The organism is Bordetella genomosp. 12 (assembly GCF_002261355.1).
In the GTDB taxonomy this organism is placed as follows: domain Bacteria; phylum Pseudomonadota; class Gammaproteobacteria; order Burkholderiales; family Burkholderiaceae_B; genus Bordetella.
Genome location: NZ_NEVU01000001.1, coordinates 301,288 through 326,893 on the forward strand (window position 1 = coordinate 301,288; position 25,606 = coordinate 326,893).

A 25,606-nucleotide genomic window follows, 5' to 3' on the forward strand; every position below is an offset into this window, starting at 1 on the left:
CTCAGGCCGTCATGTCCAGCACGATGCGGCCTTCGATCTGGCCTTTGTGCATTTTGTCGAACACCTGATTGATGTCGTCCAGCCGCGCGGTGCTGATGGTTGCGGCCACGCGGCCGTCGGCGGCGAATTCCAGCGATTCCTGCAGGTCCAGCCGGGTGCCGACGATGGAGCCGCGCACCGTCAAGCCATTGAGCACGGTACTGAATATGGGTAGCGGGAAGTCTCCCGGCGGCAGCCCGTTGAGCGAAATCGTGCCGCCGCGCGCCGTCATGCCCATGGCCTGCTCGAACGCCTTGGGCGAGACGGCCGTCACCAGCACGCCTTGCACACCGCCCGACGTCAGTTTCTTGACCTCGGCGGCCGGATCGGCGCTGGTTCGGGCGTTGACCGCGATTTCAGCCCCCAGGCGGCGGGCCAGTTCCAGTTTGTCGTCGTCGACGTCGACGGCGACCACGTGCAGGCCCATGGCGCGCGCATACTGGACGGCCATGTGACCCAGCCCGCCGATGCCGGAAATCGCCACCCAGTCGCCGGGCTTGGTGTCGGTGACCTTCAGCCCTTTGTAGACCGTGACCCCCGCGCACAGCACCGGGGCGATCTCGGCGAAGCCGACGTTGGCCGGCAAATGCCCCACGTAATTGGGGTCAGCCACCACATATTCGGCGAAACCGCCGTTGACCGAGTAGCCGGTATTCTGCTGCGACTCGCACAGCGTCTCCCATCCGCCCAGGCAGTGCCGGCAATGCCCGCAAGCCGTGTAGAGCCAGGGCACGCCTACCCGGTCGCCTTCCTTGACGAAGGTCACGCCCGCGCCGACGGCCGACACAAAGCCCACGCCTTCGTGGCCAGGAATGAACGGGGGATTGGGTTTGACCGGCCAATCGCCTTCGGCGGCGTGCAGGTCTGTGTGGCAGACGCCGGAGGCCTGGATGGCGACCTGGATCTGGCCCGGGCCAGGCATGGGGATGGGGGCGTCCTCGATGACGAGGGGTTTGCCAAACTCGCGGACCACTGCGGCTTTCATGGTTTTTGCCATTGCCGATCTCCTGGGGTGCCCGCGCAGGCATGGGAGGAGAGGATCCGCTCCCGGAGACGCGGGATACCCGAAGACTGTAGCGCATCGGCGGCGGCCTGAGGTTGTGTATTGTCAAGCCGCCTGCTGGCGATCGGCGCTGCCGCAGGGCGGATCAGGCGATGAGGCGGGCCAGTTCGACGCCGGGATCCTCGGCGCGCATGAAGGCCTCGCCCACCAGGAAGGCGTGCACATCGTGCTGGCGCATCAGTTGCACATCCTCGGGTTTGACGATGCCGCTCTCGGTGACCACGCGCTTGCCGGCAGGCACGCGCGGCAGCAGGTTCAGCGTGGTGTCCAGGCGGGTCTCGAACGTGCGCAGATTGCGGTTGTTGATGCCCAGCAGCGGCGTCTTCATCGACAGCGCCACTTCGAGCTCGCGCTCGTCGTGGACTTCGACCAATACATCCAGACCCAGATCCAGCGCCAGCGCTTCGTAGTCGCGCAGTTGTGCCGGCGTGAGCGCGGCCACGATCAGCAGCACGCAGTCCGCGCCCATGGCGCGCGCCGAGATGATCTGGTAGGGATCGATGATGAAGTCTTTACGCAGCACGGGCAGCGAGCAGGCCGCGCGCGCGCGGCGCAGATTGTCGTGCGAGCCCTGGAAAAAATGCACATCGGTCAGCACCGACAGGCAGGCCGCGCCATGCACGGCATAGGAGGCGGCGATTTCGGCGGGATCGAAGTTCTCGCGCAACACGCCTTTGGACGGCGAGGCCTTCTTGATCTCGGCGATCACGCCGGCCTTGCCCTGCGAGATCTTGTCCTCGATGGCTTGCGCAAAGCCGCGCACGTCCTGGCGGGCCTGCGCTTCGCGCAGCAACTCCGCTTCGCTGCGCAATTGGCGCGCGGTAGCGACTTCCTCGACCTTGATGGCGAGGATCTTCGCAAGAATGTCGTTCATGTTGAAAATTTCCGGGTGTATGCGCAGAATTCTTCCAACTTGGCGCGTGCCGCCCCGTTGGTGATCGTTTCAAAAGCCAGAGCCAAAGCTGACTCGATGCTGTCGGCCTTGTTGCCGGCGTAGATCGCCAGGCCAGCGTTCAGCGCGACGATATCACGTGCCGCCCCTTCGACATTATCCAATGCTTCCATGACAAGTTCACGCGACTGTTCGCGATTGGACACCTTGATGGTGCGATTGGACATCATGGATAGTCCGTAGTCTTCCGGATGAATCTCGTATTCGCGTACGACGCCGTCCTTGAGTTCGCCGACCAGGGTGGCCGCGCCCAGCGAGGCTTCATCCATGCCATCCTTGCCATGCACGACCAGCACGTGGCGCGAGCCCAGGCGCTCGAGCACGCGCACCTGGATGCCCACCAGGTCGGGGTGGAAAACGCCCATCAATTGATTGGCCGCGCCCGCCGGGTTGGTCAGCGGGCCCAGGATATTGAAAATGGTGCGCACGGCCAGTTCCTTGCGCACCGCCGCGACGTTCTTCATGGCGCCATGGTGAGCCGGGGCGAACATAAAGCCGATGCCGGTGGCCTGGATGCATTCGGCGACCTGCTCGGGCGAGAGTTGCAGATTGGCGCCCAGGGCCTCCAGGACGTCGGCGCTGCCCGACGAGGAGGAGGCGCTGCGGTTGCCATGCTTGGCGATCGGCACGCCGGCGGCCGCGGCCACGAACATGGCCGTGGTGGAGATGTTGAAGGTGTGGCTGCCGTCGCCGCCGGTGCCGCACATGTCCAGCAGATCGGCTGCATTGGGCGTGACCACGGGGGTGGCGAACTCGCGCATGACCTGGGCCGCGGCCGTGATCTCGCCCACGGTTTCCTTTTTGACCCGCAAACCCATCAACAAGGCGCTGGCGATCTGCGGCGACATTTCGCCGCGCATCAGCATGCGCATCAGATGCAGCATTTCGTCGTGAAAGATCTCGCGGTGTTCGATGCAGCGCGTCAAGGCTTCGGTGGGAGTGATCGTCATGGTGGATTCGCCTTTTTTAGATATTCAGAAAATTGCGCAACATGTCGTGGCCGTGCTCGCTGAGCACCGACTCCGGATGAAACTGTACGCCGTACAGCGGCAGGGTTTTATGCCGCACGCCCATGATGTCGCCGTCGGGCGCGGTGGCGGTGACTTCCAGCACGTCCGGCAGCGTGGCCGGATCGATGGTCAGCGAGTTGTAGCGGATGACGGTATAGGGCGAGGGCAAGCCCCGGAAAATATCGGTGCCGGTATGGCTGACCTGCACGGTTTTGCCGTGCATGATGGTCTGCGCGCGCACAATGTCGCCGCCATAGGCCGCGCCGATGGCCTGATGGCCCAGGCACACGCCCAGAATGGGCAGCTTGCCGGCGAACTCGCGGATGACGGGTACCGAAATACCGGCTTCGGCCGGCGAGCAGGGGCCGGGCGAGACGCAGATGCGGTCCGGCGCCATGGCGGCGATCTCTTCCAGCGTGATCTGGTCATTGCGGGCCACCCGCACGTCTTCGCCGAGTTCGCCGAAGTACTGCACCAGGTTGTAGGTAAAGGAATCGTAGTTGTCGATCATCAGCAGCATGGCTGTGCAACCTCAAGAGAATGATGGACGAAGCAGAAGGCGGAAGCGCCCGCCGGCGCGCGGGCCGGCGGGCGGCCGATGTCAGATGGGATCATCCAGCCCATGCTGCACCTGTTCGGCGGCACGCAGGACAGCCCGTGCCTTGGCCTCGGTCTCGGCCCATTCGAGTTCGGGCACCGAATCGGCGACCACGCCCGCCGCAGCCTGCACGAAGAGCGTGCCGTTCTTGATGACGCCGGTGCGGATGGCGATGGCCACGTCCATTTCGCCGCCATAGCTCAGGTAACCCGCCGCGCCGCCATAAATCCCCCGGCGTACCGGCTCGAGCTCATCGATGATCTCCATGGCCCGCACCTTGGGCGCGCCGGTCAGCGTGCCGGCGGGGAAGGCTGCGCGCAGCACGTCCATGCTGCTCATGCCGGGGTTCAGATTGCCGGTCACGTTGGAGACCAGGTGCATGACATGCGAGTAGCGCTCGATGGCCATGGTGTCGCTCACCTTGACCGAGCCGACTTCGGCCACGCGGCCGACGTCATTGCGCGCCAGGTCGATCAGCATGACGTGCTCGGCGATTTCCTTGGGGTCGGCGCGCAGTTCGGCGGCCAGGGCCAGGTCTTCTTCGGGCGTGCCGCCACGCTTGCGCGTGCCGGCCAGCGGGCGAATGGTGATCTGCGATTTGAGCTGGCCTTCTTCCTTGACCTGTTCCTGGCGCACGAGGATCTCCGGAGAGGAGCCCACGACCTGAAAGTCGCCGAAGTTCCAGAAGTACATATAAGGCGAAGGATTCAGCGAGCGCAGCGCGCGGTACAGCGACAGCGGCGCATCGCGGAAAGGCTTGGCGATCACCTGGCCGACCTGGACCTGCATCAGGTCGCCGGCCGCGATGTATTCCTTGGCGCGGCGCACCGCGGCCAGGTAGTCGTCCTTGGCGAAGTCGCGGCGCTCTTCCGTCTGCATGCTGGCGTGGCTGTAGGGAATGTCGACGGGCTTGCGCAGGCGGGCGCGCAGCTCCAGCAGGCGTTCCTGGGCGCGGTTGTAGGCTTCGGGGCGGGCCGGGTCGGCGTACACCATCAGATAGGTGCGTCCGGCCAGGTTGTCGACGATCACCAGCTCATCGACATGCAGCAGCATGATGTCCGGTGTGCCCTCTTCCATGCCGTTGGGGAAAGGCTTGACGGCCGGGCCCAGGCGCGGCTCGATGTGGCGCACGGTGTCGTAGCCGAAATAGCCGGCCAGGCCGCCGCAGAAGCGCGGCATGCCCGGGCGCAGCGCGACCTTGAAACGGGCCTGATATTGCTCGATGAAAGCCAGCGGGTCACCGTCGTGGGTTTCGACCACGTTGCCGTCGCGCAGCACTTCGGTCTTGCGGCCGCTGGCGCGGATGACGGTGTGCGCCGGCAGGCCGATGAAGGAGTAGCGCCCGAAGCGTTCGCCGCCGACGACGGATTCCATCAGGCAGCTCATGCGGCCGTTCTGCGGGCCGGCGTGGGCCAGCTTCAGGTAGATGGCCAGCGGCGTGTCGAGGTCGGCATAGGTCTCGGCGACCAGCGGGATGCGGTTGTAGCCTTGGGCAGCGAGGGCTTTGAATTCAAGTTCGGTCATGTCGGGTCTCGATGTTTGGGGGACCAGGCACGCAACAAAAAAGCCCGGTCCTTGGCGGTTCCGGGCTTGGCTTTTGGGCACTATCGCGACGCGCGCGTTTAGGGCCGGGAAGAGATCATCGCCACCCGGAAGACAAACGCCACCAACGCCACGAGGCGTTGCGCATTTGGGTCTGGAGGCGAGTGTTCATTGAATCGGGCGGTAGCTGTGAATAGGCTTGGGGTGGCCGCTGGGCTCAGGCGGGCCGGCCGGTGTCGGGCTGGCGCGTGATCCAGGCTGCGGCCTCGATAAGCGAATCAACTATACCATCGACATCGAGCGAACGCACGTCCATGCCTTCGTTGTAACCATAAGGCACGGCCAGCACAGCCGTGCCCGCGCTGCGCCCGGCCTGCGCGTCATTGACCGAGTCGCCGATGGTCACTGCCTCGCGCGGGCTCACGCCCAATTGTTCGCAGGCGTGCAGCACCTGATCGGGGTCCGGCTTGCGGCGCGCGCAGGTGTCGCCGCAGACCACGAGTTCGAAAAAGCCCGCCAGCCCGGTGCGCTGCAGCAGGGGCAGCGTGAACTCGGTGGGCTTGTTGGTCACCACGGCCAGCTTCAGACCGGCCTCGCGCATGCGCTTGAGGCCTTCGATGACGCCATCGAAGACGCGGGCGCGGTCGCCGTTGACCAGGTGATAGTGGCGGTGGAAGGATTCGCGGCCCTTGGCAAACAGCGCCTCCTCGATTTCGCCGCCGTCACGGCTGGCCGCCAGCGTGCGGCGCACCAGATTGTCGACCCCCTTGCCCACGAACGTGGCCAGCACGTCGTCGCGCAGCGGCGGCATGTCCAGCTCGACGCGCATGGCGTTGGCGGCCATGGCCAGGTCGGGGATCGAATCGAGCAGGGTGCCATCCAGATCCAGCAGGGCAGCGCGATAACGGCTCATAGGGCTTCTCTCGGGTCAGGCAGACAGGGTTTCGCCGCGGGCGATTTCTTCGCGCAGGGCCTTGATGACGGCGGGGTAATCGGGTTTGCCGAAAATGGCCGAGCCGGCGACGAAGGTGTCGGCCCCGGCGCGGCGGATCTCGGCGATGTTATCGGTTTTCACGCCGCCGTCGACTTCCAGCAGGATGGGCTGGCCGCCGGCTTGCATCCAGGCATCGATGCGGGCGCGCGCTTCGCGCAATTTTGCCAGCGTGGCCGGAATAAAGGCCTGGCCGCCGAAGCCGGGGTTGACCGACATCAACAGCACCACGTCCAGCTTGTCCATGACGTAGTCCATGTACGACAGCGGGGTGGCGGGATTGAACACCAGCCCGGCTTTACAGCCGTGGTCGCGGATCAGGCCCAGCGTGCGGTCGACGTGGCGGCTGGCTTCGGGATGGAAGGTGATGATGTTGGCGCCGGCCTTGGCAAACAGCGGCACGATCTCGTCGACCGGCTCGACCATGAGATGGACGTCGATGGGAACCTGGACATGGGGACGGATGGCAGCGCACACCATGGGCCCGATGGTCAGGTTGGGAACGTAATGGTTGTCCATCACGTCGAAGTGTATCCAGTCGGCGCCGGCGGCGACGACATTTCGGACTTCTTCGCCCAGGCGGGCGAAGTCGGCGGATAGAATGCTGGGAGCGATGCGAGTGGTGGCCGGGACGGACATGGTGTTCAAAGTATCCAAGGGCATAATGTGCAATTATTGCAGTTTGGCGCCCAGGCTTGCGTTACGGGTTTGTGTAGACGCCCTGGCCCGCCTTTATCGTATTGTCGAGAGCCAAACCGGGAAAGGCCTGTGAAACCCTACGATCTGACCGTATCCGTGACTCCGCGCTTCGTACCGGAGCAGTCCGATCCAAGTCAACAACAGTACGTCTTCGCGTATACGGTGCGCATCACCAACACCGGCGCGCATCCGGCCCAGGTCATCAGCCGCCACTGGGTCATCACCGACGGCAATCAGCGCGTGCAGGAAGTCCGCGGGTTGGGCGTGGTGGGGCAGCAGCCTTTGCTGGCGCCGGGCGAGACGTTTGAATACACCAGCGGCTGTCCGCTGCCGACCCCGGTCGGCACGATGCGGGGCACTTATCACTGCGTGGGCGAAAACGGCATTCCTTTCGAGGTCCCGATTGCCGAGTTCTTGCTGGCCATGCCCCGTACGCTGCACTGACCGGACCCACCCGTCTTCATGAAACGTCTTCTTTGTTTGTCCCTGCTGTCGGCGCTGCTGGCGGCATGTTCCACCACAACGGAAATCCCGCCCGAGGACGGCGGGCGCGGCACGGCGCCCGCTGCCGAGACCGGGCTGTCGGTGCCGACCGCCTCGGCGCTGCCCGACACCCCGGCGCGCGCGCTGGCCGGCCGCTATCAGCGCGCCGCCTGGAGCGAGCTGCCCGGCTGGGAGAGCGACGATCTGTCGCGTATCTGGCCGTTGATCGTGCGCAACTGTAAGGGCCTGATGCGCCCGACCTCGGGCAATCTGGCGGTGCCGGCACGGGCCACGCCCCGCGCCTGGCAGCCGGTCTGCGCCGCGGTCGCCGATCCGGCGCGCGCGCCAGCCGCGGGCGACGCGGCCGCCGTGCGCCGGTTCATCCAGACCTATCTGCAACCCTGGCGCCTCAGTGGCGCCGACGGCCGCCCGGCGATCAACACCGTGACGGGCTACTACGAGCCCCTGGTACGCGGCTCGCGCGAGCGCGGCGGGCGCCATCAATGGCCGCTGTACGGGGTGCCCGACGACCTGCTGACCATCGATCTAGGCGCGGTATATCCGGACCTGGCCGGCAAGCGCGTGCGCGGCAAGCTCGAAGGGCGCCGGGTGGTGCCTTACGACACCCGCGCCGGCATCGAGGCCGCCAGCCGCAAGCCGCCCGTGGTGGTCTGGGTGGACGATCCGGTGGACAACTTCTTTCTGCAGGTGCAGGGCTCCGGTCGCGTGCAGCTCACCGAAGGCCCTGACGCGGGCAAGACCATACGCGTGGCCTATGCCGATCACAACGGCCAGCCGTATATGTCCATCGGCCGCTGGCTGATCGATCGTGGCGAAATGCGGGCCGATCAGGCCTCGATGCAGAACATCCGTGCCTGGGCGCAGCGCAACCCCGCGCGCGTGCAGGAGATGCTCAACGCCAATCCGGCCGTGGTGTTCTTCCGCGAAGAGACCGTCGCCGATCCCGAGCAGGGTCCCAAGGGGGCGTATGCCATCCCGCTGGCGCCCGGACGCTCGATTGCCGTGGATCCGACCTTCGTGCCCTTGGGCACGCCGGTCTACCTTGCCACCACCTATCCCGCTTCCGAACGGCCGCTGCAGCGCCTGGTGTTCGCCCAAGACACCGGCACCGCCATACGCGGCGCGGCGCGGGCCGATTATTACTGGGGTTTCGGCGATGAGGCCGGGCAGCAGGCCGGGCGCATGAAGCAGCGCGGCCAGATGTGGCTGCTGTGGCCCAAACAAGCCGGGGAGCCGTCCGCAAGATGAAACATCAAATCGTGGTTTGTGGCGCGGGCATCGTTGGCCTGTCGACCGCGCTGGCGCTGGCCAGGCGGCAGCAGCGGGTCGCCGTGCTGGCCCCGCGCATGCCGTTGCCGGCGGCAGAGCCGGACGTCTATCACCCGCGCGTCTATGCGATTTCGCCGGCCAGCCAGCGCTTTCTGGCCGAGCTGGGTATCTGGGATTCCATGCCCGCCTCCCGCCTCACGCCCGTGACGGCCATGGAGATCCACGGCGATGCCGATGGCCGGGTGGAACTCAACGCCTGGCAGGCCGCGCAGAATCAGCTCGCCTGGATCGTCGAGTCCGGCGAAATCGAACGCGTGCTCGTGCAGGCCACGCGCATGTTCGGCATTCCCTGGATCGAAGAACGCGCGGTGGCCTGGCATGACGGCGAGGTCGAGACCGAAACCGGCCAGCGTCTGAAGGCCGAGCTGTTCGTGGGTGCCGATGGCGCCGCGTCGCCGCTGCGCGCCGCCGCCGGGCTCAAGCATGAGAGCAAATCCTATGGCGACATCGGGTTGGTCATGCACCTGGATGTCGAGCAGCCGCACCTCGGCACCGCCTTCCAGTGGTTCCGTGATGACGGCGTGCTGGCCTTGCTGCCGCTGCCCGACACGCGCGAAGGCGCGCAGGTATCCATGGTGTGGTCCATGCGCGAGGCGCAGGCCCGGGTGTTGCTGGATATGCCGGCCGCCGAGCAGGCCGCCGAGCTCGAAAAACGCCTGTTCATGGCCAGCGAAGGCCGGCTGGGGCGGTTGCGCGCGCGCAGCCCCTTGCATGGGTTCCCGTTGACCCTGGCGCGATCGCAGATGGTGGCTCCCGGCATCGCGCTGGCGGGCGACGCCGCTCACCGGCTGCACCCCCTGGCGGGCCAGGGCCTGAACTTGGGGCTGGGCGACGTGGAGGCCCTGGCGCGTGTCGTGGCCACGCGCGAGCCTTATCGCGAAGCCGGCGATCTGCGCGTGCTGCGCCGCTATCAGCGCGCCCGCGCCGAGCCGGTGCTGGCCATGCGGCTGGCCACCGACGGGCTGCATCGTCTGTTTGCCGCGCACAACGCGCCGGCGGCTTTCGTGCGCAATGCCGGCATGCGGCTGGTCGATGCCCTGCCTTTTCTCAAGCGCCGTCTTATCGAGGACGCCTCGCGCAATTGAATCGCGCCATCGGCGCGGTTCTGGTTTCAGGAGTGGATTATGAAAGCACGCATCGCTTTTCTGCTGGTCGGCCTGTTGTGCGGCTTGGCGCAAGCCCAGGATGGCAAATCGGTCTCGACCACGCAGCCCGCGGGCGCCAAGGACAAGGTCTATTCCACGGCGGCCGTGCAGCCGGCCGATCCGGCGGCCGATGCCGTCAAGAAGCGCTTCCAGGTGCGTTTCAATGAGATGGACATCACGGCCGTGCGGCGCACCCCCTATGGCCTGTTCGAGGTCCAGGTCGGCCCCGACATGATCTACACCGACGAAGGGGTGACCTGGGTCATGGAAGGGCCGTTGATCGACGCGGCCACGCGGCGTGATGTCACGCGCGAAAACCAGGAAAAGCTCAGCGCCATCCAGTTTTCCGATCTGCCGCTCGATCTGGCCATCAAGCAGGTCAAGGGCAAGGGCACGCGCAAGATCGCCATCTTCGAGGATCCGAATTGCGGCTATTGCAAACAGCTGCGTCACACCCTCAAGGATGTCGATGATGTGACGATCTACACCTTCCTCTACCCTATTCTTTCGCCCGATTCGACGACCAAGGTGCGCGACGTATGGTGCGCCGCCGACAAGGGTAAAGCCTGGGACGACTGGATGATCGATGGCAAGCGGCCTGCCACCGCGCAGTGCGAAGCGCCTGTCGAGGCGATGCTGGCGCTGGGCCGCAAGCTCATGGTGCGGGGCACACCGACGATATTCTTTGAAAATGGCGCGCGCGCCAGCGGCGCGCTGCCCTTGGCGCAATTGCAGCAAAGGCTGGCCACGAGCCACTGAGTCAGACGCGGGAGAGGAGACAGAACATGAAAATCGCCGTACTGGACGATTACCACGAAGTGGCCTTGAGCTATGCCGACTGGAACGCGTTGGGCGCCGAGGTCACGGCGTTTCGCGATGCCCTGCCCGAGGGGCCGGCGCGCGCGCAGGTCCTGCAGCCTTTCGATGTCATCGTGGCCATGCGCGAGCGCACGGCCTTTCCGGCCGAGCTGATCGCCGCGCTGCCGAATCTGCGCTTGCTGGTCACCACGGGCTTGCGCAATAACGCCATCGACATGAAGGCCTGCTCGGAACGCGGCATTGTGGTGTGCGGGGCGCCAGGCAGTGCCGACGCCAATACCGCCACCGCCGAGCTGGCCTGGGCGCATTTGCTGGCGTTGTTCAAGCATCTGCCCCAGGAAGACGCCGCCATGCGGCGCGGCATGTGGCAGACGGGCATGCCGCAACCCTTGAGCGGCAAGCGGCTGGGGGTATTGGGTCTGGGCAAATTGGGCCAGGCCGTGGCCCGCGTGGGGCTTGCCTTCGGTATGGACGTGGTGGCTTGGAGCCCCAATCTGACCGAAGAGCGCGCCGCGCAGGCGGGCGTGAAGCGGCTGGACAAGAACGAGTTTTTCTCGACCTGCGACGCCATCAGCATCCATCTCATCCTGAGCGAGCGCACGCGCCATGTGGTCGATGATGCCGCGCTGTCGGCGATGAAGCCGTCGGCCTATCTGGTCAACACGTCGCGGGCCGGTCTGGTCGATCAGCAGGCGCTGTTCGATGCACTGCAGAAGCGCCGTATCGGCGGCGCCGGCCTGGATGTCTTCCCGGTCGAACCGCTCTCGCCCACCGATGCGGTGCGCGATCTGGACAATGTGATCCTCACACCGCATCTGGGCTATGTCAGCCAGTCCAACTTCGAGGCCTTCTACCGCAATGCCGTCAAGGCAGTGCGGGCCTGGATGGACGGCACCCCCATCCAGGTATTCAACGCTTGAGGCGGATCGTCCGGGCTCAGGCCTGACGGCTGAAGACGATTTTCTGTTCGGCCAGGCCCGCCGTTTCGTCGGCGGGCGCGCCACAGGCCTGGTCGTCGTCTTCGTCGGGTTGGTCGAAGGCGATGTCGCCGCCAGCATCCGGCACGCCGGTGGGTTTGAGGCCGGCAAAATCGAACAGATCACGATCCATCAGATGCGACGGCACCACGCGTGACAGCGCATTGAAGACATTCCAGGAGCGCCCGGGAAACTTCCGGTCCCATTCCTGCACCATGCGCGAGACTTCCTTGCGCTTGAGGTTTTCCTGCGAGCCGCACAGGTTGCAGGGGATGATGGGGAACTGCTTGAGCTGGGCATAGGCGATGAGGTCGCTTTCCGGGACATAGGCCAGCGGGCGGATGACGGTGTGCCGGCCGTCATCGGAAACCAGCTTGGGCGGCATGCCCTTGAGCTTGCCGCCGTAGAACAGATTCAGAAAGAGTGTGCCCAGGATGTCGTCGCGATGATGGCCCAGGGCGATCTTGGTCGCGCCCAGCTCGTCGGCCACGCGGTACAGAATGCCGCGGCGCAGGCGCGAACAGAGCGAACACATGGTCTTGCCCTCGGGCACCACGCGGGTGACGATGGAATACGTGTCCTGGGTCTCGATATGGAACGGCACGCCCAGCGCGGTCAGGTAGTTGGGCAGAATCTCGGGCGGAAAGCCCGGTTGTTTCTGGTCCAGGTTGACGGCAATCAGTTCGAAGCGGAAGGGCGCGCGCTGTTGCAGCGCCATGAGGATGTCCAGCATGGCATAGGAATCCTTGCCGCCGGACAGGCAGACCATGACCCGGTCGCCCTCTTCGATCATGTTGTAGTCTGACAGCGCGCGTGTCGTCTCGCGCGCCAGACGCTTGCTCAGCTTATTGCCTTCATGCCGGGCCTTCTCTTCGGCCGGGCTGCGGAATTCGGTATCGGTGGCGCTCATGGTTTAACGGCTGATCTGGATTTCCACGCCCACTGCGTTGCAGTCCGAAAAGGCCATGGGCTTGCTGATGCGCAGGCGCAAGGCCCGGACTTCCGCGAACTCGGCCAGCAGCCGGGCGGCGACCTGTTCGGACAGCGTTTCGATTAGGTTGACGTGAGCCTGGGTGCATTCCTGCACGATGGCTTCGCGCAGGCTGCGGTAGTCCAGCACGCTCTGGATGTCGTGGTCGTCCACATTGCGCGTGATGTCGATATCGAACTCGGCATCGATGTGCAGCGGCTGGGTGGCGCGGCGTTCGTGTTCGAGGATGCCGATGCGGGCGTCCAGGGCGAGGCCCGAAATGAAAATACGGCGAGTGGGCATAATGAACTCTAGGCGGGGAGAAGCTGAATTGTAAGTCGGTGAGGCGGTTTGCGCGGTCTGACTACAATTCGGACAGCGCGCCCGTGGGCGGCGCGAAAGAGGGATATATGCAGCAGTTTTACGATGCGGTCATCGTGGGGGCGGGGCCGGCGGGCGCGTCCTGCGCGGTCTGGCTGGCCCGGCTGGGCCTGTCGCCGGTGCTGGTCGAGGCCGGCCCGCGTGCCGGCGGGCTGACGGCGGACAACCCCTTTGCCGATGACTGGATCGTGGCGGTAGCCGGGCTGACCGGCCAGCAGATCGCGGGACAGATCGCCGAGAGTCTGGAGCAGGCCGGGGTGCCGCTGCGGCTGGGTGCCGCGGCGCGCTCGGTGCGGCCCTGCAAAGGAGGCATCGTCTTGAGCCTGGCGGATCCGGCGCAGTCATTGCACGGGCGTTGTCTGGTCATCGCCAGCGGCGTGCGCGCGCGCGGGTTGCCGGGTCATCCGCCAGGCGTGAGCTGGCCGGGCGTGCTGATCGGCCCGGGCTCGCCCATCGTGGCCCAGGATTACTCGGGCCTGTCGGTCGCCGTGCTGGGGGGCGGCGATAATGCCTTCGAGAATTTCGTCTATGTACGCAATCGCGGCGCGCGCCAGGTGCATCTGTATGCGCGCAGCGTGCGGGCGCAGCAGCAGTGGGTGCAGCGCGCCGGCAGCGCGGGCGTGAGCGTGGGCGCCTATGAGGTGGATCCCGCCGCGCGCCGCGTCAACGGGCAGCGCTATGACCTCATCCTGGTGTTCTATGGCTGGGAGCCGCAGGCCGACTTCGCCGACGGGCTGAATCTGGCCCGCGATGCGCGCGGCTATATCCAGACCGAGACGGCCACCGCGCGCACCAGCCTGCCGGATGTCTACGCGATTGGCGAGGTCGCCAATCGCGCCCACCCCTGCGTGGTGACCGCCATGGCCGATGGCGTCGTGGCCGCCAAGGACATCCAGCGGCGCTGGGAGCGCGCTTAAGCGAGCGGCGTCAGGCCGTGTCGCTTAGCACGCAGTCCAGGGCCTCGGGGGCGGCCAGCCGCAGCCGGTAAGCGCGCAGTTCGTCGCGCCGGAAAACGTGTACCAGCACGCGGTCGCCCGGGCGGTACTGCGACAGCAGCACATCCAGGCCCGCGGGCGCTTCGACCTTCAGTCCATCGATGGCCACCAGCACGTCGCCGGCCGACAGGCCGGCCCGATGCGCCGCACCGCCTTCGAACACCGTGGCCAGCACCAGGCTGTCGGCCTGCTTGCGCGTGCGCACATCCATGCTGGGAATGGGGCTGGCGGTTTTCCAGCGCACCTCTACGCCGTGCGGCGCCAGCAACTCCGTCAGCGGCACGTCGGCGCGCCCATAGGCATAGCGCTGAATGAAGCGGCGCGCATCCACACCGGTGGCTTCGCGCACCAGGGCCGGGAATTCCGTTTCGCCCAGGCCTTGCGGCCGGCCTTGGTAGAAATCGCGGCCATAGCGCTGCCACAGCAGCCGCATGACGTCATCCAGACTGCGCTGGCCCTGACTGTCGCGGCGGATGAGCAGATCCAGACCCAGCGCGACCAGCGACCCCTTGGTGTAGTAGCTCACCAGGGCATTGGGCGAGTTCTCGTCCTGCTTGTAGTAGCGCGTCCAGGCGTCGAACGAGCTCTCGGCCACCGACTGCTTGTGCCGGCCAGGGCTGCGCATCACGCCGGTGATGGCCTTGCTCAGCAGGCGCAGGTAGTCGGCGCGGCCGATGACTTCGGCGCGCAGCAGCAGCAGGTCGTCGTAATAAGAGGTGAAGCCTTCGAAGATCCACAGTAGCCGGGTCAGGTCGGGCTGTTGCAGGCCGTAGGGGGCGAAGGCTGCCGGTTTGATACGTTTGACGTTCCAGGTGTGGAAGTATTCGTGGCTCACCAGCCCCAGAAAACTGCGGTAGCCCTCGCCCTGCCCTTGCTGGCCCAGCACGGGCAGATCCTTGCGCGCGGTCATGAGCGCGGTGCTGGCGCGGTGCTCCAGGCCACCGTAGCCGTCACCCGTGACCATGGTCATGAAGACATAGCGGTCGGCGCTGTCCAGAAACGGCGCGCGCCGGGTGCGCGGCTCGAAGAAGGCGATCTGCGTTTCACAGATTTTTTGCACATCGCGTGCGATGCGCGCCAGGTCCAGGTGCGGCGCCACGCCGGTAAACACCAGCTCGTGCTCGGCGCCATGGGCGGTGAAGCGGGCCACTTGCGGCGTGCCCATTTCGACTGGATGGTCGATCAGGGCGTCGTAGTCGGGGGCCTGATAGCGGCCAAAACCATGGCGGCGCGCGCCGGCTTGCGGCAGGCTCGTGTAGACCTTCCAGCCCTCGATGCCGGGAGGCGGAGCGAGGTCCAGCTGACAGGGCTGATCATCCTGGCCATGCACGCGCAGAAAGACGCTGGTGCCGTTGAAAAAACCGTGGCTTTCGTCCAGGTGCGCGCCGCGCACGGACAGGTCCCAGGCGTAAACCGTGTAGTCGATCACTACCGGCCCGGCGCAGGGCGCCAGTTGCCAGGTATGGTTGTCCGTCTTCTCGACCGCCACGGGGCGATTGCCCGCCCGCGCGGAGAGCGTTTCGATCTGGCGCGAAAAATCGCGGATCAGGTAGCTGCCCGGGATCCAGGCCGGCAGCGACAGCCGCTGGCCCTGGGGGTCGGGCTGTTGCACCGTTAGGGTTATCCGGTAGCGATGGCCGGCCGGGTCATGGGGCTCAAGGCGGTAAATTACGGGTGCGTCGTTCATCCGCATATCTTACTTCTCATATTCTTCGCAGGAGACATTCCATGAGCGAGTCGTTTGTACTGGTCGAAACCCGTGGCCGAGTGGGTCTGTTGACCTTGAACCGTCCCAAGGCCCTCAATGCCCTGAACGACCAGCTCATGGATGAGCTCGGCGCGGCCTTGCTGGCGTTCGAGGCCGATGCCGGCATCGGCGCGATTGTGATCACCGGCAGCGAGAAAGCCTTCGCCGCCGGCGCCGATATCGGCGCCATGAAAGACTGGTCATATATGGATGTCTACGGTAGCGAATACATCACGCGCAACTGGGAGACGCTCAAGCGCGTGCGCAAGCCCGTGATCGCGGCCGTGGCCGGCTATGCCCTGGGTGGCGGCTGCGAACTGGCCATGATGTGCGACATCGTGATTGCCGCCGATACGGCGCGCTTTGGCCAGCCCGAAATCAAATTGGGCGTGATTCCCGGCGCGGGCGGAACGCAACGCCTGACGCGCGCGGTGGGCAAGTCCAAGGCCATGGATCTGGTGCTCACGGCCCGCATGATGAACGCCGACGAAGCCGAGCGCAGCGGGCTGGTCTCGCGCGTGGTGGCCGCCGACAAACTGCTCGACGAAGCGCTGGATGCGGCGACCATCATCGCCTCGATGTCCTTGCCTTCGGTCATGATGGCCAAGGAGTGCGTCAATCGCGCCTTCGAGGTCTCGCTCAACGAGGGCCTGCTGTTCGAGCGCCGCGTATTCCATTCGCTGTTTGCCACCGATGACCAGAAAGAAGGCATGGCTGCCTTTACCGAGAAGCGCAAACCCGACTTCAAGCACCGCTGAGCCCCTTGGCCGGTTACTTGTCGTAGTGTCTGGTTGCCAGGCGCCTGAACCGCCCGCCCGCATTCGCCGGCGGGCGGTTTGTCTATGAAAAAGGCGTGCGGCCTGGGCCTTGGCAGCCTGCGCGGCGGCGCTGCTCATGTTGCCCGTTGAAACCTTTGCATTGCACTCTGTTGCAGGTCAGAAGCCTATGCTGGGTGGACTCAGTCGCGCCGGCTGATGCCTGCGGGATGTCGGCGGCGCGTCCGTCCAACGAGAAACAAGGAGCCTCATATGCAAACACCGGCAAACCGCAAGTTGCGTTGGCAAGCGGCCTTGGTGGCCAGCGTGCTGGGAGTGGCCGCGCTGGGCAGCGCCCAGGCACAGGACCGCTCGCCGACGCCGACACTGCGTCTGGTGTCCGAGACGCCTTATCCGGCTTCCTCCAGCGGCGTGCGCCTGGCGCCGCTGTCCGCGCAGGAGCTGCGCGATCTGGCGGTCGACGCCTATGTCTATGCCTATCCGATGGTGCTGATGGAGGTCACGCGCCGCCAGACCACCAATGTGCAATCGCCGGTGGGCGGGCGCGCGCCCATGAACCAGTTCGGGCACCGGACCGCCGCGCCCGACGCACGCACGGCCGATATGGCCTGGCCCAGCACCGACACGCTGTATTCCAGCCTTTGGTATGACGTCTCGCGCGAGCCGCTGATCGTGCAGGTGCCTGATGCCGGCGAGCGCTTCGTGATGCTGAATCTGCTCGACATGTGGACCGACAGCTTCGCCACGCGCGGTACGCGGGCCAATGGCCGCGGACCCCAGACCTTCGCCATCGTGGGCCCGAGCTGGCAGGGCACGCTGCCGGCCGGCGTGGATCTGGTGCGCAGTCCGACCGCAACGGGCTGGCTGATCGGCCGCGTGCAGGCGGGCGGCCCGAACGATGCCCAGGCCTTGAGTCAGTTCCAGGCCGGTTTGTCGGCCACCCCCATGAATCAGTACGGCCATGGCTACGGCTTTGCCGCCAGCGGCCCGGTCAACACGACCTGGAACACCCAGGGCACACCGGCCGAACAGGTGGCCAATATGGATGCCGCCACCTTCTTCACGCTCTTTTCCGAGCTGGTGCGCAACAACCCGCCGCATGCCAACGATTACCCCATGCTCGACCGCCTGCGCCGCATCGGCATCGGCGACCGCCCGCTGGTCTTTGGCCAACTGGAGCCGGCGGTGCAGCAGGCGCTGAACGAGGCGCAGCCCCTGGCCGGCCGCCGTATCGCCGACGGCATCTCGCGGCTGAGCACGCCGGCCAACAACTGGAACACCGTGCTCTCGGGCATCGGCACCTATGGCACGGACTATCTGCGCCGTGCTTCGGTGGCCTATGCGGGGCTGGGCGCGAGTCCGCCGGAAGAGGTCATCTATCCGGTCACCGGCGCGGACAACAAGGGCCGGCCCCTGGAGAGCGGACGCGACTATGTTCTGCACTTCGACAAGGGGCAGTTGCCGCCGGTCGACGGCTTCTGGTCGATCAACCTCTACGACGCGCACCAGGGTTTTGCCGAGAATGCCGCCAACCGTTACACCCTGCGCAGCTCCGATCCGCTCAAGTACAACAGTGACGGGTCGCTGGATATCTACATCCGGCGCGACCATCCGGGTGCGTCGCGCGAAGCCAACTGGCTGCCCGCGCCGCGCGAGGGTAATTTCCTGGTCAATCTGCGTCTGTATGCGCCGCACAACATCGCGCTGGACGGCCAATGGGCCCCGCCGCCCATCGTCCGCGATTGAAAAACCGGCTTTTCGCACTGATTTCCGTGTTTTTCCCCCCGTTGTCGGGGGGATTTTTTTGCCGGACTTGAAAAGGGACGGGGCACCCCCATCTGGTGGCCCGTTTTCTCATTTGTCTGCCGAATTGCTTTCAAGCTATACTTTCGCGGTTTGACGCTTGCGGGGTAACACGTAGCTTAAAAGCTGCGCCTGGGCGGCCAATAGCAAATTGGGCGAAAAACGCTAGAGAGGCCACGTTCGGTGGCTCGATTCCCACCCCATATCCTGGGGGCTTATCTGATGCACTTGCCAGCCATTGCCGACCCTGTCGGCGACGGGGAGCGGGCGGCGGCGGAAGGCACGGAAATCGGGTTGCAGGGCCACTTTCGAAGCAAGCCTTGAGCCGTGCTGCGATGTCGTGGCGATATCGTGGGCGGTTATGGGCGGGGAAGCTTAATGCAGAAGAGTTTGGTTCTTACCGATGCGGATCGCGCGGCCATCAATGCGCGTGCGTGCCGGGAACTCTTTATGGCTGTCTTGGCACAGGGGCTCATGGGACTCGTGGCGGCAGCAATCGCGGGGGCGGTTGCGGGAACGGCGGCGGCAACGTCGGCGTTATTGGGAGCGGGGGCGTATTTCTTGCCCAATGCATTGTTTGCATTGCGCTTACTGATAAACGTCGTCAAGTCGGTACAGCCCAATCCGTTGACCTTTTTCGTGGGCGAGATGTTCAAGCTGTTCATAACGGCGCTGCTGTTGTGGCTGATATGGCACTACACACAGGCCTGGTTGGTCTGGCCGGCGGTGCTGTTGGGCTTGATATTGACGCTCAAGGGCTATCTCGTGCTGTTGATGTTCCGCAAGTTGTCATAGCGCAATTAACAATCGTGCATGCCGTTTCGCAAGAGGCGGCGCACAGCAAACAGGGTAGGATTTCACATGGCTGCAGCCAGTGGCGCGTCGCCTCAGTCCGAGTACATCCAGCATCACTTGGTGCACCTGAACAACCTGGGTGAGAAACAGTCCGTTATCGCCCAGTTCAACGTCATCAACTATGACTCGTTGTTCTGGTCCGGCCTCATGGGTCTGGTCGTCGTCTTTTTCCTGTGGCTGGCCGCGCGCCGTGCCACGTCGGGCGTGCCGGGTCGCTTCCAGGGTTTTGTCGAAATGATCGTCGACATGGTCGACGATCAGGCCAAGGGCATCGTGCACAACGCCCAGAGCCGCCTGTTCGTCGCGCCGCTGGCCCTGACCGTCTTCGTCTGGATCATCCTGATGAACGCGCTGGACCTGCTGCCGGTCGATCTGCTGCCGTCCCTGTGGCGCATCACCGGCCTGGGCGCGCATCACGGCGATCCGCTTTATTACCACCGCATTCTCCCCACTGCCGACCTGAACGTGCCGATGGGCATGTCGCTGGGCGTGCTGCTCCTGATGTTCTATTACGGCATCAAGATCAAGCACCCGGCCGGTTTCGTCAAAGAATTGTTCACCGCGCCGTTCCACGCGCATGGCCTGGCGGCCGTCGTGCTGGCGCCCTTCAATCTGTTGCTCAACCTCATCGAGTACGCCGCCAAGTCGGTTTCGCTCGGCATGCGGTTGTTCGGCAACATGTTTGCCGGTGAGCTGGTCTTTATGCTGATCGCCCTGCTGGGTGGCGCCTGGACGGGCTTTAACGCCTCCAGCATCGGTTTGGGCATTGGGCATGTGTTGGCCGGTTCGGTGTGGGCAATCTTCCACATCCTGATCGTGCTGCTGCAGGCATTCATCTTCATGATGCTGACCCTGGTGTACATCGGTCAGGCTCACGAAGGTCATTGATCCCAATTTTCGGTGCACGCCATGGTGGCGGGCACCGATGGCAAGATTTTCTTGCATTCAAGTAGTACCCGTTTTCTAACATTTCTGACTTCAGATTTTTAACCAAGGAGTTGTCATGACCAACGTCGCTTTCGTTGCTCTCGCTTGCGGTCTCATCATCGGCCTGGGCGCCATCGGCGCTTGCATCGGTATCGCACTGATGGGCGGCAAGTACCTGGAAGCTTCGGCTCGTCAGCCCGAACTGATGAACGCGCTGCAAACCAAGATGTTCCTGCTGGCCGGCCTGATCGACGCGGCGTTCCTGATCGGTGTGGGTATCGCCATGCTGTTCGCCTTCGCCAATCCGTTCGTCGGATAAAGGCCATGCCCGCCGGCGCGAGGCGGGCCCGCAGCTGGGCGTGGTACGCCCGGCAAGTATCGAGAGCTCCGTGCCGCCCCGCGTCGGGTAGCCGGAGCCGCAAGGTGTTAAAGGAACGACCGTGAATCTGAACGCGACGATCTTCTTCCAGATGCTCGTGTTCTTCGTTCTGGGCTGGTTCACGATGAAATTCGTGTGGCCGCCCCTGACGAAGGCGATCGATGAGCGCCGCCAAAAAATCGCCGACGGCCTTGCCGCCGCCGAGAAAGGGAAAGCCGACCTGGCCCAGGCCCAAGCGCGCGTCAGTCTGATCGAGGCTTCTGCCAAATCTGAAACCCACGCTCGCATCGTCGACGCGGAGAAGCAAGCTGCCGGCCTGATCGATCAAGCCCGCCGCGAAGCCGAAGCCGAACGTGCGCGCATCGTGGCCCAAGCCGCCCAGGACGCCGCTCAGGAAGTTCAGCGTGCCCGTGATGCCCTGCGCGACGAAGTCGCTGCGCTGGCCGTCAAGGGTGCCGAACAGATCCTCAAACGCGAGGTGGACGCCCGCGCCCATGCCGAGCTGCTGACCCAGCTCAAGGCACAGCTTTAATCCGGGAACGTCATGGCTGAACTTTCCACTGTTGCCCGCCCCTACGCCGAAGCTCTGTTCGGCGCTGCGCGCGACGACAAGGCTGGCCTGGCCGCATGGGCCGAGCTCGTCGGCGAACTGGCCCAGGTTGCCGCCAACCCCGATGTGCGCGAGGCGATGACCGATCCGCGCCTGGACGACGCACAGCGTGGCCAGGTGTTCACCAGCCTGGTCAAATCGCCGCTGCCGCAGGCCGCGCGCAATTTCATTGACCTGCTGGTGCAGAACGACCGGCTGTTGCTGCTGCCCAGCATCGCCACGCAATTTGTCGATCTGAAAAATCGTCACGAGGGCACGGCGCAGGCGGAAATCACCAGCGCGTTCGAAATGAGTGATGCTCAGGTCAACGAGCTGATCGCCGCGCTCGAAGTCAAATTCGGTCTCAAGCTCAAGCCGCATGTCACGGTCGATCAGTCCCTGATCGGCGGTGTGCGCGTGGCCGTCGGGGACCAGGTGCTCGATACTTCCGTGAAAGCCCAACTGGCCCGCTTGCGCGATACGCTGGCCGCCTGACAAGGCACGCGAGACTAACAGGATTCCAGGAGTCAATATGCAACTCAATCCCTCCGAGATCAGCGAACTGCTCAAGAGCCGCATCGAGGGCCTGGGCGCTTCGACTGATGTTCGTACCCAAGGTACCGTCGTCTCTGTGACCGACGGTATTACCCGCATCCACGGTCTGTCCGACGTGATGCAGGGCGAAATGCTCGAATTTCCCAACAATGTTTTCGGTCTGGCTCTGAACCTCGAGCGCGACTCGGTCGGCGCCGTGATTCTGGGCGACTACACCGGCGTGTCCGAAGGCGACCAGGTCAAGACCACCGGCCGCATTCTCGAAGTGCCGGTCGGCCCCGCCCTCCGTGGCCGCGTGGTCAACACGCTGGGCATGCCCATCGATGGCAAGGGTCCGATCAACACGACGGAAACCGACATCATCGAAAAAGTGGCGCCCGGCGTTATCGCCCGCCGCTCGGTGTCGCAGCCGCTGCAAACCGGCGTCAAGGCTATCGATTCGATGGTCCCGATCGGCCGTGGCCAGCGCGAGCTGATCATCGGCGACCGCCAGACCGGCAAGACCGCTGTTGCCGTCGATACCATCATCAGCCAGAAGGGCAAGGGCGTCACCTGCGTGTACGTCGCCATCGGCCAGAAGGCATCGACCATCAACAACGTCGTGCGCAAGCTCGAAGAGCACGGCGCGATGGAGTACACCATTGTCGTGGCCGCTTCGGCCTCCGACTCGGCCGCCATGCAATACCTGGCTGCCTACGCCGGTTGCACGATGGGCGAATACTTCCGTGATCGTGGCGAAGACGCCCTGATCATTTATGACGATCTGACCAAGCAAGCCTGGGCCTATCGCCAGGTCTCGCTGCTGCTGCGCCGTCCGCCGGGCCGCGAAGCCTACCCGGGCGACGTGTTCTATCTGCACTCGCGTCTGCTCGAGCGTGCCGCTCGCGTCAACGAAGAGTATGTCGAGAAGTTCACCAACGGTGCCGTCAAGGGCAAGACCGGCTCGCTGACCGCGCTGCCGATCATCGAAACCCAGGCCGGTGACGTTTCCGCCTTCGTGCCGACCAACGTGATCTCGATCACCGACGGCCAGATCTTCCTGGAAACCGACCTGTTCAACGCCGGTGTCCGTCCCGCTATCAACGCCGGTATCTCGGTGTCGCGTGTGGGTGGCGCTGCGCAGACCAAGGTCGTCAAGAAGCTGTCCGGCGGTATCCGTACCGACTTGGCGCAGTACCGTGAACTGGCCGCCTTCGCACAGTTCGCCTCGGATCTGGACGACGCTACCCGTCGCCAGCTCGAGCGCGGCAAGCGCGTGGTCGAACTGCTCAAGCAGCCGCAATACCAGCCGCTGCAAGTGTGGGAACTGGCCGTGTCGCTGTACACCGTGAACAACGGTTACCTGGATGACGTGGACGTGGCTCAAGTGCTGTCTTTCGAGAAGTCCTTCAAGGACCTGCTCAAGGCCAAGCATGCCGCCCTGATCCAGCGCATCGAGGACACCAAGGAACTGTCCAAGGACGACGAAGCCGAATTGGCCGCAGCTGTCCAGGATTTCAAGAAGCACGGTGCTTTTTAAGGCAAGTTCTGGCGTAGTGATGGGTTGACGCCCATCCTACGGTAGGGCGGGCCAGGCCAGAGGCCGAACCCGCCAGCCGTCTCAACAGGAAAGCGCAATGCCCGGAATCAAGGAAATCCGAACCAAGATCAAGAGCGTGCAGAACACGCGCAAGATCACCAAGGCGATGGAAATGGTCGCCGCATCCAAAATGCGCAAGGCGCAGGACCGGATGCGCGCGGGCCGTCCGTACGCCAACAAGGTGCGCGAGATCGCCGCGCATCTGATGCAGGCCAATCCCGAGTACAACCACCCCTATCTCCAGGAACGCGAGATCAAGGCCGTGGGCGTGGTGCTGGTTACCACGGACAAGGGCTTGTGCGGTGGCTTGAACACCAACATCAGCCGTCTTGCTCTGTCGCGCCTGAAGGACTTCGAAGCGCAGAACATCAAGGTGCAGTCGACCGCCTTCGGCAACAAGGGCCTCGGCCTGTTGACCCGTATCGGCGCCAAGCTGGTGTCGCAGGAAACCCAGCTCGGCGACAAGCCCGATCTGGATCGCCTGCTGGGCGCCATCAAGGTGCAGTTGGACGACTACCTCGAAGGCCGCATCGACGCGCTTTACGTGGCGACCACCCGCTTCGTCAATACGATGAAGCAGGAGCCGGTGTTCTTGCGCCTCTTGCCGCTGGCCTCTGGTTTGGACGATCCCTTCCAGTCGGGCATGGAGCTTCTGGATGGCACGGCTGAGGTCAAATCTGACTATAGCTGGGACTATATCTACGAACCGGACGCCAAGAGCGTGATCGACGATTTGCTGCAACGCTACGTCGAAGGCCTTCTGTATCAGGCCGTGGCCGAGAACATGGCCTCGGAACAGTCCGCTCGTATGGTCGCCATGAAGGCGGCGTCGGACAACGCGAAGAAGGTCATCGGTGAGCTGCAGCTGGTCTACAACAAGACCCGCCAGGCCGCGATCACCAAGGAAATTTCGGAAATCGTAGGGGGCGCTGCCGCGGTGTAAGCCGGGCAGTATCCCGTCAAAATATCAAGGAATCGACATGAGCAACGGAACCATCGTTCAGTGCATCGGCGCCGTGGTGGACATTCAGTTCCCCCGCGACGAAATGCCCAAGATCTACGAAGCGCTCACCCTGGCCGACGAGGGTTCCTCGTTCGCCGAGAAGGGCCTGACCTTCGAAGTGCAACAGCAGCTCGGCGACGGCGTGGTCCGCACGATCGCCCTGGGCTCCAGCGACGGCCTGCGCCGTGGCATGCCCGTCAATCGTACCGGCGCCCCGATCTCGGTGCCGGTCGGTCACGGCACGCTGGGCCGCATCATGGACGTGCTGGGTCGCCCCATCGACGAAGCCGGCCCGATCCAGGCCGACGAAAAGCGCGCCATTCACCAGCACGCCCCGAAGTTCGACGAACTGTCGCCCTCGGTTGAACTGCTCGAAACCGGCATCAAGGTGATCGACCTGGTGTGCCCGTTCGCCAAGGGCGGCAAGGTCGGCCTGTTTGGCGGCGCCGGCGTGGGCAAGACCGTCAACATGATGGAACTGATCAACAACATCGCCAAGCAGCACAGCGGCTTGTCGGTGTTCGCCGGTGTGGGTGAGCGTACCCGCGAAGGCAACGACTTCTACCACGAAATGGAAGAGTCGAACGTGTTGGACAAGGTCGCCATGGTGTTCGGTCAGATGAACGAGCCCCCGGGCAACCGTCTGCGCGTGGCGCTGACCGGCCTGACGATGGCCGAGAAGTTCCGCGACGAAGGCCGTGACATTCTGTTCTTCGTGGACAACATCTACCGCTACACCCTGGCCGGTACGGAAGTGTCCGCACTGCTGGGCCGTATGCCGTCGGCCGTGGGCTACCAGCCGACGCTGGCCGAGGAAATGGGCGTTCTGCAAGAGCGCATCACCTCGACCAAGACCGGCTCGATCACCTCCATCCAGGCCGTGTACGTGCCTGCCGATGACTTGACCGACCCGTCGCCCGCCACGACCTTCCAGCATTTGGACTCGACCGTGGTGCTGTCGCGTGACATCGCCGCCCTGGGTATCTACCCGGCCGTGGATCCGCTGGATTCCTCCAGCCGCCAGCTCGACCCGCAAGTCGTGGGCGAAGAGCACTACCAGGTGGCCCGTGGCGTGCAGCAGACGCTGCAGCGCTACAAGGAACTGCGCGACATCATCGCGATTCTGGGTATGGACGAACTGTCGCCGGAAGACAAGCAGGCCGTGGCCCGCGCGCGCAAGATCCAGCGCTTCCTGTCGCAGCCTTTCCACGTGGCCGAAGTGTTTACCGGTTCGCCCGGCAAGTACGTGCCGTTGGCCGAAACCATCCGTGGCTTCAAGATGATCGTCAGCGGCGAGTGCGATACGCTGCCCGAGCAGGCCTTCTACATGGTCGGCACGATTGACGAAGCCTTCGAGAAGGCCAAGAAACTGCAATAAG

Annotated in this window: 26 protein-coding genes; 16 read left to right on the forward strand and 10 right to left on the reverse strand. The window is 64.5% G+C overall.

Annotation, left to right across the window (positions count from 1 at the left end; all coding sequences use genetic code 11):
* Window position 1: 1 nt before the first annotated feature.
* The 7 genes from adhP to rpe all read right to left on the reverse strand — a co-directional run bounded on the left by adhP (window position 2) and on the right by rpe (window position 6,858).
* Window positions 2-1,036, reverse strand: coding sequence for an alcohol dehydrogenase AdhP (gene adhP, locus CAL22_RS01475; protein ID WP_094809722.1), 1,035 nt, complete (start codon window positions 1,034-1,036; stop codon window positions 2-4).
* Between the two features lie 151 nt (window positions 1,037-1,187).
* The gene (gene trpC / locus CAL22_RS01480) at window positions 1,188-1,976 is read right to left on the reverse strand and encodes an indole-3-glycerol phosphate synthase TrpC (protein ID WP_094809723.1); all 789 of its coding nucleotides are present in this window, start codon (window positions 1,974-1,976) and stop codon (window positions 1,188-1,190) included.
* A complete protein-coding gene (gene trpD, locus CAL22_RS01485; protein WP_094809724.1) occupies window positions 1,973-3,004 on the reverse strand; it encodes an anthranilate phosphoribosyltransferase in 1,032 nt (343 codons plus the stop codon). The genes trpC and trpD overlap by 4 nt, the downstream gene beginning before the upstream one ends.
* A gap of 16 nt (window positions 3,005-3,020) precedes the next feature.
* Entirely contained in the window at window positions 3,021-3,584 is a 564-nt protein-coding gene (locus CAL22_RS01490; protein WP_094809725.1) for an aminodeoxychorismate/anthranilate synthase component II, read from the reverse strand.
* 81 nt (window positions 3,585-3,665) lie between these two features.
* A complete protein-coding gene (locus CAL22_RS01495; RefSeq protein WP_094809726.1) occupies window positions 3,666-5,186 on the reverse strand; it encodes an anthranilate synthase component I family protein in 1,521 nt (506 codons plus the stop codon).
* A 235-nt stretch (window positions 5,187-5,421) separates the two neighbouring features.
* On the reverse strand, window positions 5,422-6,117 hold the full coding sequence (locus CAL22_RS01500; RefSeq protein WP_094809727.1) for a phosphoglycolate phosphatase: 696 nt from the start codon (window positions 6,115-6,117) through the stop codon (window positions 5,422-5,424).
* A 15-nt stretch (window positions 6,118-6,132) separates the two neighbouring features.
* On the reverse strand, window positions 6,133-6,858 hold the full coding sequence (gene rpe / locus CAL22_RS01505; RefSeq protein ID WP_167383531.1) for a ribulose-phosphate 3-epimerase: 726 nt from the start codon (window positions 6,856-6,858) through the stop codon (window positions 6,133-6,135).
* A 105-nt stretch (window positions 6,859-6,963) separates the two neighbouring features.
* Here rpe and apaG point away from each other — a divergent pair, with 105 nt between their 5' ends.
* The 5 genes from apaG to CAL22_RS01530 are packed head-to-tail and all read left to right on the forward strand — an operon-like array spanning window position 6,964 to window position 11,611.
* The gene (apaG, locus tag CAL22_RS01510) at window positions 6,964-7,338 is read left to right on the forward strand and encodes a Co2+/Mg2+ efflux protein ApaG (RefSeq protein ID WP_094809729.1); all 375 of its coding nucleotides are present in this window, start codon (window positions 6,964-6,966) and stop codon (window positions 7,336-7,338) included.
* Window positions 7,339-7,356: 18 nt separating this feature from the next.
* The gene (gene mltA, locus CAL22_RS01515) at window positions 7,357-8,646 is read left to right on the forward strand and encodes a murein transglycosylase A (protein WP_094809730.1); all 1,290 of its coding nucleotides are present in this window, start codon (window positions 7,357-7,359) and stop codon (window positions 8,644-8,646) included.
* Entirely contained in the window at window positions 8,643-9,812 is a 1,170-nt protein-coding gene (locus CAL22_RS01520; protein WP_094809731.1) for a UbiH/UbiF family hydroxylase, read from the forward strand. Before mltA ends, CAL22_RS01520 begins: the two co-directional genes overlap by 4 nt.
* Before the next feature lie 39 nt (window positions 9,813-9,851).
* The gene (locus CAL22_RS01525) at window positions 9,852-10,631 is read left to right on the forward strand and encodes a DsbC family protein (protein WP_094809733.1); all 780 of its coding nucleotides are present in this window, start codon (window positions 9,852-9,854) and stop codon (window positions 10,629-10,631) included.
* 26 nt (window positions 10,632-10,657) lie between these two features.
* Window positions 10,658-11,611, forward strand: coding sequence for a D-2-hydroxyacid dehydrogenase family protein (locus CAL22_RS01530; protein WP_094809735.1), 954 nt, complete (start codon window positions 10,658-10,660; stop codon window positions 11,609-11,611).
* 16 nt (window positions 11,612-11,627) lie between these two features.
* Here CAL22_RS01530 and ttcA read toward each other — a convergent pair whose 3' ends face one another.
* Window positions 11,628-12,578: a tRNA 2-thiocytidine(32) synthetase TtcA gene (gene ttcA / locus CAL22_RS01535; protein WP_094809737.1), complete on the reverse strand. Its 951-nt coding sequence runs from the start codon at window positions 12,576-12,578 to the stop codon at window positions 11,628-11,630.
* Window positions 12,579-12,581: 3 nt separating this feature from the next.
* Window positions 12,582-12,941: a dihydroneopterin aldolase gene (folB, locus tag CAL22_RS01540; RefSeq protein WP_094809739.1), complete on the reverse strand. Its 360-nt coding sequence runs from the start codon at window positions 12,939-12,941 to the stop codon at window positions 12,582-12,584.
* A gap of 107 nt (window positions 12,942-13,048) precedes the next feature.
* On the opposite strand from folB, the gene CAL22_RS01545 reads away from it, so the two are divergent.
* Complete coding sequence (locus CAL22_RS01545) at window positions 13,049-13,936, forward strand: NAD(P)/FAD-dependent oxidoreductase (protein ID WP_094809741.1); 888 nt, start codon at window positions 13,049-13,051, stop codon at window positions 13,934-13,936.
* A 10-nt stretch (window positions 13,937-13,946) separates the two neighbouring features.
* Here CAL22_RS01545 and CAL22_RS01550 read toward each other — a convergent pair whose 3' ends face one another.
* Window positions 13,947-15,707 (reverse strand): M61 family metallopeptidase, encoded by a 1,761-nt coding sequence (locus tag CAL22_RS01550; protein ID WP_094809743.1) that lies wholly within the window; start codon window positions 15,705-15,707, stop codon window positions 13,947-13,949.
* 35 nt (window positions 15,708-15,742) lie between these two features.
* Between CAL22_RS01550 and CAL22_RS01555 the strand changes: the two genes are divergently transcribed.
* From CAL22_RS01555 to atpD, 10 genes are all read left to right on the forward strand, one after another.
* Entirely contained in the window at window positions 15,743-16,519 is a 777-nt protein-coding gene (locus tag CAL22_RS01555; RefSeq protein ID WP_094809745.1) for an enoyl-CoA hydratase, read from the forward strand.
* Window positions 16,520-16,789: 270 nt separating this feature from the next.
* Window positions 16,790-18,283, forward strand: a complete 1,494-nt coding sequence (locus tag CAL22_RS01560; protein WP_094809747.1) for a DUF1254 domain-containing protein — start codon at window positions 16,790-16,792, stop codon at window positions 18,281-18,283.
* A gap of 435 nt (window positions 18,284-18,718) precedes the next feature.
* Window positions 18,719-19,135, forward strand: coding sequence for an ATP synthase subunit I (locus CAL22_RS01565; protein WP_167383533.1), 417 nt, complete (start codon window positions 18,719-18,721; stop codon window positions 19,133-19,135).
* Between the two features lie 66 nt (window positions 19,136-19,201).
* Complete coding sequence (atpB, locus tag CAL22_RS01570; protein ID WP_094809748.1) at window positions 19,202-20,083, forward strand: F0F1 ATP synthase subunit A; 882 nt, start codon at window positions 19,202-19,204, stop codon at window positions 20,081-20,083.
* 115 nt (window positions 20,084-20,198) lie between these two features.
* Entirely contained in the window at window positions 20,199-20,441 is a 243-nt protein-coding gene (gene atpE / locus CAL22_RS01575) for a F0F1 ATP synthase subunit C (protein WP_003815363.1), read from the forward strand.
* 121 nt (window positions 20,442-20,562) lie between these two features.
* Window positions 20,563-21,033, forward strand: coding sequence for a F0F1 ATP synthase subunit B (locus CAL22_RS01580; protein ID WP_043210264.1), 471 nt, complete (start codon window positions 20,563-20,565; stop codon window positions 21,031-21,033).
* A 12-nt stretch (window positions 21,034-21,045) separates the two neighbouring features.
* The gene (locus CAL22_RS01585) at window positions 21,046-21,585 is read left to right on the forward strand and encodes a F0F1 ATP synthase subunit delta (protein ID WP_094809750.1); all 540 of its coding nucleotides are present in this window, start codon (window positions 21,046-21,048) and stop codon (window positions 21,583-21,585) included.
* 37 nt (window positions 21,586-21,622) lie between these two features.
* A complete protein-coding gene (gene atpA, locus CAL22_RS01590) occupies window positions 21,623-23,164 on the forward strand; it encodes a F0F1 ATP synthase subunit alpha (RefSeq protein ID WP_094809752.1) in 1,542 nt (513 codons plus the stop codon).
* 97 nt (window positions 23,165-23,261) lie between these two features.
* Window positions 23,262-24,167 (forward strand): F0F1 ATP synthase subunit gamma, encoded by a 906-nt coding sequence (atpG, locus tag CAL22_RS01595; protein WP_094809754.1) that lies wholly within the window; start codon window positions 23,262-23,264, stop codon window positions 24,165-24,167.
* A 37-nt stretch (window positions 24,168-24,204) separates the two neighbouring features.
* Window positions 24,205-25,605, forward strand: a complete 1,401-nt coding sequence (gene atpD, locus CAL22_RS01600) for a F0F1 ATP synthase subunit beta (protein WP_094809756.1) — start codon at window positions 24,205-24,207, stop codon at window positions 25,603-25,605.
* Window position 25,606: the final 1 nt, after the last annotated feature.

Bases quoted from the DNA above. Each gene is read 5' to 3' on its own strand.
- folB (WP_094809739.1), bottom strand. From the start codon at position 12,941: ATGCCCACTCGCCGTATTTTCATTTCGGGCCTCGCCCTGGACGCCCGC.
- adhP (WP_094809722.1), bottom strand. From the start codon at position 1,036: ATGGCAAAAACCATGAAAGCCGCAGTGGTCCGCGAGTTTGGCAAACCC.
- atpE (WP_003815363.1), top strand. From the start codon at position 20,199: ATGACCAACGTCGCTTTCGTTGCTCTCGCTTGCGGTCTCATCATCGGC.
- atpA (WP_094809752.1), top strand. From the start codon at position 21,623: ATGCAACTCAATCCCTCCGAGATCAGCGAACTGCTCAAGAGCCGCATC.
- CAL22_RS01585 (WP_094809750.1), top strand. From the start codon at position 21,046: ATGGCTGAACTTTCCACTGTTGCCCGCCCCTACGCCGAAGCTCTGTTC.
- CAL22_RS01520 (WP_094809731.1), top strand. From the start codon at position 8,643: ATGAAACATCAAATCGTGGTTTGTGGCGCGGGCATCGTTGGCCTGTCG.
- trpD (WP_094809724.1), bottom strand. From the start codon at position 3,004: ATGACGATCACTCCCACCGAAGCCTTGACGCGCTGCATCGAACACCGC.
- CAL22_RS01560 (WP_094809747.1), top strand. From the start codon at position 16,790: ATGCAAACACCGGCAAACCGCAAGTTGCGTTGGCAAGCGGCCTTGGTG.
- rpe (WP_167383531.1), bottom strand. From the start codon at position 6,858: ATGCCCTTGGATACTTTGAACACCATGTCCGTCCCGGCCACCACTCGC.
- CAL22_RS01565 (WP_167383533.1), top strand. From the start codon at position 18,719: ATGCAGAAGAGTTTGGTTCTTACCGATGCGGATCGCGCGGCCATCAAT.
- CAL22_RS01500 (WP_094809727.1), bottom strand. From the start codon at position 6,117: ATGAGCCGTTATCGCGCTGCCCTGCTGGATCTGGATGGCACCCTGCTC.
- atpG (WP_094809754.1), top strand. From the start codon at position 23,262: ATGCCCGGAATCAAGGAAATCCGAACCAAGATCAAGAGCGTGCAGAAC.
- trpC (WP_094809723.1), bottom strand. From the start codon at position 1,976: ATGAACGACATTCTTGCGAAGATCCTCGCCATCAAGGTCGAGGAAGTC.
- atpD (WP_094809756.1), top strand. From the start codon at position 24,205: ATGAGCAACGGAACCATCGTTCAGTGCATCGGCGCCGTGGTGGACATT.
- CAL22_RS01490 (WP_094809725.1), bottom strand. From the start codon at position 3,584: ATGCTGCTGATGATCGACAACTACGATTCCTTTACCTACAACCTGGTG.
- CAL22_RS01525 (WP_094809733.1), top strand. From the start codon at position 9,852: ATGAAAGCACGCATCGCTTTTCTGCTGGTCGGCCTGTTGTGCGGCTTG.
- mltA (WP_094809730.1), top strand. From the start codon at position 7,357: ATGAAACGTCTTCTTTGTTTGTCCCTGCTGTCGGCGCTGCTGGCGGCA.
- CAL22_RS01555 (WP_094809745.1), top strand. From the start codon at position 15,743: ATGAGCGAGTCGTTTGTACTGGTCGAAACCCGTGGCCGAGTGGGTCTG.
- atpB (WP_094809748.1), top strand. From the start codon at position 19,202: ATGGCTGCAGCCAGTGGCGCGTCGCCTCAGTCCGAGTACATCCAGCAT.
- CAL22_RS01495 (WP_094809726.1), bottom strand. From the start codon at position 5,186: ATGACCGAACTTGAATTCAAAGCCCTCGCTGCCCAAGGCTACAACCGC.
- CAL22_RS01530 (WP_094809735.1), top strand. From the start codon at position 10,658: ATGAAAATCGCCGTACTGGACGATTACCACGAAGTGGCCTTGAGCTAT.
- CAL22_RS01550 (WP_094809743.1), bottom strand. From the start codon at position 15,707: ATGCGGATGAACGACGCACCCGTAATTTACCGCCTTGAGCCCCATGAC.
- ttcA (WP_094809737.1), bottom strand. From the start codon at position 12,578: ATGAGCGCCACCGATACCGAATTCCGCAGCCCGGCCGAAGAGAAGGCC.
- CAL22_RS01545 (WP_094809741.1), top strand. From the start codon at position 13,049: ATGCAGCAGTTTTACGATGCGGTCATCGTGGGGGCGGGGCCGGCGGGC.